At 67.2% G+C, this 8224-nt stretch carries 6 protein-coding genes and 1 pseudogene; 5 read left to right on the top strand and 2 right to left on the bottom strand.

What is annotated here, in order from left to right; genetic code table 11:
• Positions 1-340: pseudogene (locus AC1DKN_RS14575) on the bottom strand (HNH endonuclease signature motif containing protein); the annotation flags it as partial.
• A gap of 174 nt (positions 341-514) precedes the next feature.
• On the opposite strand from AC1DKN_RS14575, the gene ggt reads away from it, so the two are divergent.
• Entirely contained in the window at positions 515-2335 is a 1821-nt protein-coding gene (gene ggt / locus AC1DKN_RS14570; RefSeq protein ID WP_476858755.1) for a gamma-glutamyltransferase, read from the top strand.
• Entirely contained in the window at positions 2302-2865 is a 564-nt protein-coding gene (locus AC1DKN_RS14565) for a P-loop nucleotide/nucleoside kinase family protein (RefSeq protein WP_476871675.1), read from the top strand. Before ggt ends, AC1DKN_RS14565 begins: the two co-directional genes overlap by 34 nt.
• Before the next feature lie 84 nt (positions 2866-2949).
• Here the strand turns inward: AC1DKN_RS14565 and AC1DKN_RS14560 are convergent, their stop codons facing one another.
• The gene (locus AC1DKN_RS14560) at positions 2950-4500 is read right to left on the bottom strand and encodes a M1 family metallopeptidase (protein WP_476871672.1); all 1551 of its coding nucleotides are present in this window, start codon (positions 4498-4500) and stop codon (positions 2950-2952) included.
• 248 nt (positions 4501-4748) lie between these two features.
• On the opposite strand from AC1DKN_RS14560, the gene AC1DKN_RS14555 reads away from it, so the two are divergent.
• The 3 genes from AC1DKN_RS14555 to AC1DKN_RS14545 are packed head-to-tail and all read left to right on the top strand — an operon-like array spanning position 4749 to position 8208.
• Positions 4749-5276 carry a PadR family transcriptional regulator gene (locus AC1DKN_RS14555; protein WP_476871671.1) on the top strand — a complete coding sequence of 176 codons (528 nt, stop codon included), beginning with the start codon at positions 4749-4751 and terminating at the stop codon, positions 5274-5276.
• A complete protein-coding gene (locus AC1DKN_RS14550; RefSeq protein WP_476871670.1) occupies positions 5273-5986 on the top strand; it encodes an ABC transporter ATP-binding protein in 714 nt (237 codons plus the stop codon). The genes AC1DKN_RS14555 and AC1DKN_RS14550 overlap by 4 nt, the downstream gene beginning before the upstream one ends.
• Positions 5983-8208: an FtsX-like permease family protein gene (locus tag AC1DKN_RS14545; RefSeq protein WP_476871669.1), complete on the top strand. Its 2226-nt coding sequence runs from the start codon at positions 5983-5985 to the stop codon at positions 8206-8208. The genes AC1DKN_RS14550 and AC1DKN_RS14545 overlap by 4 nt, the downstream gene beginning before the upstream one ends.
• The last annotated feature ends 16 nt before the right edge of the window (positions 8209-8224 follow it).

The following is an 8224-nucleotide window of genomic DNA, read 5'->3' as shown; positions in this document are numbered from 1 at the left end:
CGGCGCGTTCGCTGACGGTCAGGACACAGGCGACCTCGGCCACCAGTGCCATCTCCTGTACGGCACGGTCCCGCGGTGACGGCGCCGGCGGCGCCAGGAACCTGGTTGCCTGCGCGTAGTCGGCGGTCAGCCGCACCCTCAACGCGGCCGTCCGGGCCTCCAGCCGCGCGACCTCGGCAAGTCCGTCCAGGCAACCCTCCGCCAGCCGCCGCAACGGATCCGCGTCCGGCGAAGAATCGCTAGCGGCCGATCCGGCCAAGGCGGCAAGCGCGGCAACGGAGGCGGCGACGGCCTCCACGGCCGCCCCGCTCTCCGCACTCAACACTGTCCTGCTCTCCACACTCAGATCATCTCAGGAGCCACCGACAATTTTGCTGAAACTGAAGTCACCCAGCGGCTGCTGAAAGATCATCCAATGCCATCGACGCGAGTGTTGAGTGTCGCACGCCCACGTAGTAGCGTGACAAGCATTGTCAATACGCGTAACACGGACTCGGGAGCGATCATGGCATATATGACACGTGGGTTGGCGGCTGTCACGGCGGCCCTGGCATTGAGCGTGACGGGTGGCGCCCTCGCCGCCCCTGCGCAGGCCGATCCGCGGGAGACCGCAAAGACGCCAACCGCCACTGGGTACGGCGGAGCGGTGAGCACCGTGGATCCGGAGGCATCCGCTGCGGCGATTGAGGTCCTCCGCAAGGGCGGCAACGCAGCGGACGCCGCCGTCGCCGCAGCCGCGACCCTTGGCGTGACTGAGCCATACAGTGCCGGGATTGGCGGCGGAGGCTACTTCGTGTTCTACGACGCGAAGACCGGCAAGGTGGGCACGATCGACGGCCGGGAGACCGCACCGGCAGGAATGCCGCACGACGCGTTCATCGACCCGGCGACCGGCAAGCCCTTCAATTTCACGCCCGAGCTCGTCACAAGCGGCGTCTCCGTTGGCGTCCCCGGCACCCCGGCCACCTGGGCGCGTGCCCTGGACCGGTGGGGCACGTTGAGCCTCGGCGATGCACTCAAGCCTGCCATCAACGTGGCCACCCGTGGATTCGTGGTCGATAAGACGTTCCGCCAGCAGACCCTCGACAACAAAGCCCGGTTCGAGGCGTTTCCCTCGACCAGCAGCCTCTACCTCCCGGGCGGTGACGCCCCCGCCGTCGGCAGTGTCTTCCAGAACCACGACCTCGCCGATACATACCGGCTCCTCGCGAAAAAGGGCACGGACGGCTTCTACGGCGGGCCGCTTGCGGCCGAGATCGCGGCCACGGTGCAGGCTCCGCCCAAGACTTCCAACACAAAGCTGCCCGTTCCGGCAGGCCACCTGACGACGGCGGATCTCGCCGCATACCGCGCCCTGGATCAGGCGCCCACGCACGTGGACTACCGCGACCTGGACGTCTACGGCATGGCGCCCTCCAGCAGCGGCGGCACCACGGTGGGCGAGGCGCTGAACATCCTGGAGCCTTCCAACCTGTCCGGGATGTCCACGCCGGGCGCCCTGCACCACTACCTCGAGGCCAGCGCGCTTGCTTTCGCGGACCGTGGCAAGTACGTGGGTGACCCCGCGTTCGTGAGCGTTCCCACCGCCGCGCTCACGGACCCGGTGTTCGGCAAGGAGCGCGCCTGCCAGATTGATCCGCTGCACGCGGCGGCGAAGCCGGTAGCGCCGGGGAACGTGTCCTCGTACGACGGCGCGTGCCCGGCCGCCGCCGTCGCGCCTGCGGTCGAGTTGGACACCGAGAACATCTCGACGACCAACCTGACCGTCGCGGACAAGTGGGGGAACGTGGTCGACTACACGCTCACGATCGAGCAGACCGGAGGGTCCGGCATGGTGGTCCCCGGCCGCGGCTTCCTGCTCAACAACGAGCTGACCGATTTCTCGACCGTCTACGACCCGGCCGACCCGAACCGGATCGAGCCGGGGAAGCGCCCGCGCTCGTCCATGTCGCCGACCATCATCCTCAAGGAGGGCAAGCCGTTCCTCGCCCTCGGTTCGCCCGGCGGATCGACCATCATCACAACTGTCCTGCAGACCGTCCTGAACCGGGTGGATCTTGGCATGACCATCTCCGAGGCGATCGCCGCACCGCGTGCCTCGCAACGGAATACGGCCAAGGTCACGGCCGAACCGGAGTTCATCGCCAAGTACGGCAGCCAGCTGGCACCGTTTGGCCATCAGCTCACGCCGTCGGGGGATGCGTTCACGTCGGCAGCGGAGATCGGCGCCGCGACCGCCATCGAGTTTCTGCCCGACGGCGGCATGGTCGCCGCCGCCGAGCCCGTCAGGCGCGGAGGGGGATCGGCGATGGCCCTCAAGGCGTCGCGGAGGTAGAGCCAATCGCTAAAACCCTGATTCTGATAAATGGTCTTCCTGGCTCCGGGAAGACCACGCTCAGTCGTCAACTCGGCCAGGCACTGTCAATCCCCGTCATCTCCAAGGACAACCTCAAGGAAGCACTCGCGGACATCGCGTTAGGGAATGTCGGAAGCGGCCGGCTCGGGCAGATCGCTTCCGACACCATGTGGCAGTTGGCGGCGTCGATCCCGGGGGCGGCGATTGTGGAATCGTGGTGGTACCGCCCACGTGACCTGGACCACGCGGCCAAAGGCATCGCTCAATCGGGAAGCCCGAACGTAGTAGAGATCTGGTGCGAGATCGACGCGGAATTGGCCAAGGAGCGATATGAATCTCGTCAGAGGCACGCAATTCATTCAATGGGCGAAGCGGCGGCGACCGTCTGGGCCGATTGGACAGCAAGCGCGGTTCCTCTGTTGCTCGGCCCAACGCTCTCGGTGGGGACATCAGTACCCGTTCACGTTGCCGGGTTGCGAGAACGACTGGGCCCGTTGATGGCCTTCTAACCTCAGCGCGGGGTCGTCCCGATGCGTACCGCGATGGGGCCGAAGAAGGCGCAGGTGGGAATCATCATCTTGGCAAGCCCACCACTACCGGAGTGTGCTCCTCGGCGAGTTGTGGGAATGCGTGGGGGCCGGTCCTGCGATCGCGAGAGTTTTCGCTCCCGCTTGCTGTGGCATCGCCGGGCGGTCGCCTTCGCGCAGCCAGTCGTCAAAGAACGCGTCGAGCTGCTGGCCGGAGGCCTTTTCCATCACGGCTTCGAAGTCTTCCGTCGTCGCCGTCGAGTCGTTGTAGCGGCTCAACCACGTCCGGGTGCCGCTGAGGAATGCCGCGTCCCCGATCTTCGCGCGCAGCGCGTAGAGGGCAGCCGCACCGCGGAGGTAGACCTGGCCCGCGAACAAGTTGTCACGGCCCGGGTCTGCGATGTTCAGCGCCCAGCGGTTGTTCGCGTCGAGGTATGCCACCGCGTCCTCGAACTGTTCCGGCATCGTGGCCGTGCCTTGGTGTTCGGCCCACAGCCACTCGATGTACGTCGCCCAGCCCTCGTTCAGCCAGATGTCCTGCCAGTCGGACGGGCTCACCGCGTCTCCGAACCACTGGTGCCCGAGTTCGTGCACCACCGTGTATTCGTCCGCAACCTCCGAGTAGACCGGCCGCGTCTGCGTCTCCAGCGCATAGTCGACCGTGTCGTCGTCGACAATCGCGCCGAAGGCCTCGAACGGGTACCGCCCGAACTGGCCCTCAAGGAATGCGATCATCTTGGGCTGCAACGCAAGCGACGCCTTCGTCTCGGCCAGTGCCGCTCCCGTCACGTCCGCGTCGATCGCATTGATGATGGGCAGCCCGTGCGGACCGACGTCGTACGACAGGGCAAAGTCGCCGACGTTCGCCGTCGACAGATAGCTGGCCATCGGGTCCGAGGCCTTCCACGTCCACGTGGTCCATCCCGCCTTCGTCGCCGGCCGGCCGACGGGCAGGCCGTTCGCCACGGCCGTCTTCCCCGCCGGCACCGTGATGCGGAACGTATAGGTCGCCTTGTCTTCAGGGTCGTCATTCACGGGATACCAGGTCGCCGCACCCTCGGGCTCGTTGACGACCATAGCACCGTCAGCGGTGGTGACCCAACCGTAGAGCGCTCCGGTGGTGTCGAGCGGCCGGCCGGTGATTCCGCCGTACTCGATCACGATCGACGTCGTCTGTCCGGCCTTCAGTTTCGGCCGCAGCCCGACCGTGAGTTCCCAGATCCGGTTCGCGTCGTTCTGGACTTGGGACCACTTGGCGGCCTTGCCGTCGACCCGGACCGACGTGACGCCGAGGCCGCGCAGGTCGAAGTTGAGCGACTCCAGGTTCTGCTTCGCACGGAGGGTGACAGTCGCGACCCCGCTGAGGCGGCCTGCGAGCACCGCGGGACTGGTCGGTGGCGAATAGCGGAGGGCGAGGTCGTAGTGCAGGACGTCGTAGCCGCCGTTGCCGGCGAACGGGAAATACGCGTCCCCGCTGCCGGAAGCGCCCGCCGTGTAATGGGGGTTGTCGTGGCTGGGCGCGGCCTGTGCAGCCCCGCTGATTGCGCCGACGCCGGCCACGGCCAGCACGAGGATGACCGCTGTCCGACGCAGGAGCCCCCTGAAGTGCTGCCTCATCACCGATTTCCCATCCAGGTCTCGGGATGTCCATTTGGGTGAAACAGCACGCCCGTTGTCTCGAGCAGAAACGATCTCGGTCTGAGAAGTCATGACCGTGCCCCCAATGCAGTTGTGGAATGTCGCCCATGATCCCCACCGCAACTTTGGAAAACCTTGGTACCGGTCCGAGGTGAGGCCGCCTGGCCCACGAAAGCCCGACTATATGCGCTGGACTCCGACTATGCACTGAGTGTATAGATGGGGGTGTGAACAACTCTCTTGCCCTCCTCGGGCTGCTGAGCCGGGAGCCCAGCTATGGGTACGACCTGAAGCATTCCTATGACCGCTATTTCGGCACCCAGAAACCGTTGGCATTCGGGCAGGTGTATTCCACGCTGGCCCGGATGTTCCGTGACGAGCTGATCATCGCCTTGGGCGAGGAGAGCGGCGGCGGTCCGGACCGCAAGAAGTATGAGGCCACCGTTGCCGGCAGGGACAAGGTGCGGCAGTGGCTCTTCACCCCCGATGTGCCCTCCGAAACCCTGCAGAGCGAGCTGTTCGCCAAGACCGTGGTCGCCTTGCTGCTCGACGACGACGCCGACCGGTTGTTGGATGCGCAGCGCGCCGAGCACATGGCCCGGATGCGCGAACTGACCCGCCTCAAGCGCGACGCCGACCTGCTGCAGGTGCTGATGTGCGACTACGGCCTCTTCCACATCGAGGCTGACCTGCGCTGGATCGAGCTGACCAGTGCCCGGCTGTCCCAACTCCAAAAGGAGCTCCAGAGCGCATGAGCACGATCGACACCACTGCACCCATCCTCAGCGCCCGCGGTGTCCGCCACGCGTTCGGACAGACCGAGGCGCTGCGCGGTATCGACATCGACGTTCACGCCGGTGAGGTACTCGCGGTCATGGGCCCGTCGGGGTCGGGTAAGTCCACCCTGCTGCACTGCCTGGCCGGCATCCTTGCCCCGGACGGCGGCGCCGTGGCCTATGCGCCCCGCGGCCAGGAGCCCGTCAGCATCAGCGGACTGGGTGAGGCTGAAAGGTCCCGGCTGCGTTTGACCGACTTCGGCTTCGTTTTCCAGTTTGGCCAGCTGCTGCCCGAACTCACGGCGCTGGACAATGTCAGCCTTCCCCTGCTTCTGGGCGGTACCAAACGGGCCGAAGCACGCCGGCGCTCGCAGGAAGTGCTCGAACGGCTCGGGCTGGACGGATGCACTGCCAAGCTGCCGGGGGAGCTCTCGGGAGGCCAGGCCCAGCGGGTGGCCATCGCCCGTGCCCTGGTGACCTCTCCCGCAGTCTTGTTCGCCGATGAACCCACCGGGTCCCTGGATTCCCTGGCGGCCGAGAACGTCCTGACGCTGATGCTGGACCTTGTCCGGGAAGCCGGCACCACCGTAGTGATGATCACCCACGACGCCCGGACCGCCGCATATGCCGACCGGGAAGTGATCATGCGCGACGGAAGCGTCGCTGCCGGCCACCGGGTGCCGGCATGAACCCGGCACTCCTGAAAATAGCGCTGCTTGGCAGCAGGTCCTCCTGGGGCCGGATGGCCGGTGTGGGCGGCGGCGTGGCAATCGGCGTGTGCCTGGTGCTCCTGCTGTGGAGTGCGGCGAACGGTCTGGCCCAGCGCGACGCGCGGGGCGCCTGGCTCCGCGAGCTGGGCCAACCCTCGGTCACACTTCCGCTGGCAGCCGACGGGCTCACCGCCAGCGGCCGTCCGGAACCGATCCCGTTGACACCGGACAAGATTCTGCTGGGATTCCCGGGCGACATCTTCCGCGACCAGCTCATCAGTCATCGCGACATCGCCGCGCTCCCCACAACCACCGTGAAAATTCCGGGCATCGAGGCCACGCCGGCACCCGGAGAGTACTACGCTTCGCCTGCCCTGCAGCGACTGATCGAATCGACTCCGGCTGAGGAGCTGGGGGACCGGTACGGTCACTTTGCGGGCGTCATCGACGACGCCGCCCTCCCGGGCCCCGATGCCTTGGTGGTCATCACCGGCGTTACGGAGGCCCGGCTCCGGCAGGGTCCGGCGGCAATGTTCGTCACGGACTTCACCACCAATCCCTACGGCGAGAGCGCCAGCCTGTACCGCACGGCGCTGCTGGTCGGCGGAATCGCGGTGCTGTTCCCGGTGCTCCTGCTGGTCAGCATCGCGACAGGCCTGGGCGCGGCACAGCGCCGGGAACGCTTTGCCACCCTTCGCCTCATCGGCGCGTCGCCGCGGCTGATTTCAGGAATGGCGGCCGTGGAGACCGCCATCCCCAGCCTGGCCGGTGCCCTGCTCGGCGTCGTCATGGCGGCTGTGTTCGGGCCGGTCGCAGCCCAGATCCCCGTCAACGGCACCAGAGTGTTCGTGGCGGATTTCACCTTCGGCGCGGAATCTGCGCTGGCCGCCGTCTTGCTCGTGGTGGCTGCGTGCGCGCTGGTGGCCGCGGGGCGCACTGCCCGGACGGGCATTGGCCCGCTGGGAGTTACACGGGCCGTGCATGAGAAAGCGCCCACGCTGTGGCGGGCCGTGCCGTTGCTGGCCGGCCTGGCGGGCATGGCCACAGGCGCCGTTCTGGCCAGGATCGACACGGACGGCAACCCGTGGACTTCTCCGCTGCTGCTCGGCGGCTTCGCGCTGACCGCCGCCGGCATCGTCACCATCGGCCCGTGGCTGACCCGGATGGCCAGCACCATCGGCCTGCACCAGGCGCGCAGCGCAGCCTCGGTCATCGCCGCCAGCCGCATCAGCAGAACGCCCGTTGCCACCTTCCGCTCCGTGTCCGGGCTGGTCATTGCCGTCTTCATGGTCTCCGTCTTCGCCGGAGGCGCCAGCGCAATTGAAACCGCTGAACCGCCTGAGGCCCGTCCGGGATTGCTCCTGCCCACCAGCGTCTACGCGCTCGTGGCGGCCGGACACGCTGCCGGCCAGGTGTCGGCCGCTGCCCAGAGGGCTGGGGAACGTGCCGGAATCCGCGACGTCACCATCGGCTACGCCCCTGCTGCCCCCGGCCCGACGGGCATCGATGACATATACATCGCGGCCGGGGATGCACCATCACTCGGGTTCCCGGAGAGCCGGGCAGAGCACCTTGCGGCCTTCGATGCGTCGTTCTTGAATTCCTGGACCACCGCGCCGGTCCCGCTCACGGCCGCGCCCGTCCAGAGCCTGGCCGGCCTGGCTCCGGTGGTCATGGTAGCCGGTACCGACGGGACACCTGCGGCGATTGACCGGGCGCGCACGGCCTTGAATACGTCGGGGGTCACTGCCACGCCCGCCACCTCCCGAGCGGACACCGCAACGACGAGCAGCGCCCGACTCATCCAGGGGCTGGCGGCCCTTGCCTACCTCGGCGCCTTCGTCGCCGTAGTCATCGCCGGCATTTCGCTGGCCGTGTCCACGGCTGCCGCGATCCTGGACCGAAAACGCGTGCTGGGCCTGATGCGGCTGATGGGCATGCCCGTTGAAGTTGTTCGCGGGATCATCGCAAGAGAGGCCGCGGTTCCCCTTGTGGCAGTGCTTCTGCTGTCAGCCGGGCTCGGATTCTTCGTGGCCTGGCTGATGGTTATCTCATTTGGCGGGGGCCGGAACATCACCTGGCCCGGCCCCGGATACTATGCCGCGCTGTCCTTCAGCATCCTGCTCGCGCTGGCGGCCGTGACGGCTACCTTCGGACTCGTCCGCGCCAATACCGCCATCATGGCCACCCGATCCGAGTGAAAACACGGACCTGCCT

This window comes from Arthrobacter sp. 01N444 (genome assembly GCF_056399305.1).
The sequence above is the reverse complement of the archived record's forward strand: the minus strand, read 5'-3'. Positions and strand labels throughout refer to the sequence as shown.

Excerpts from the sequence above, each read along its gene's own strand:
- ggt (WP_476858755.1), top strand. The coding sequence starts at position 515 with ATGACACGTGGGTTGGCGGCTGTCACGGCGGCCCTGGCATTGAGCGTG.
- AC1DKN_RS14560 (WP_476871672.1), bottom strand. The coding sequence starts at position 4,500 with ATGAGGCAGCACTTCAGGGGGCTCCTGCGTCGGACAGCGGTCATCCTC.
- AC1DKN_RS14550 (WP_476871670.1), top strand. The coding sequence starts at position 5,273 with ATGAGCACGATCGACACCACTGCACCCATCCTCAGCGCCCGCGGTGTC.
- AC1DKN_RS14545 (WP_476871669.1), top strand. The coding sequence starts at position 5,983 with ATGAACCCGGCACTCCTGAAAATAGCGCTGCTTGGCAGCAGGTCCTCC.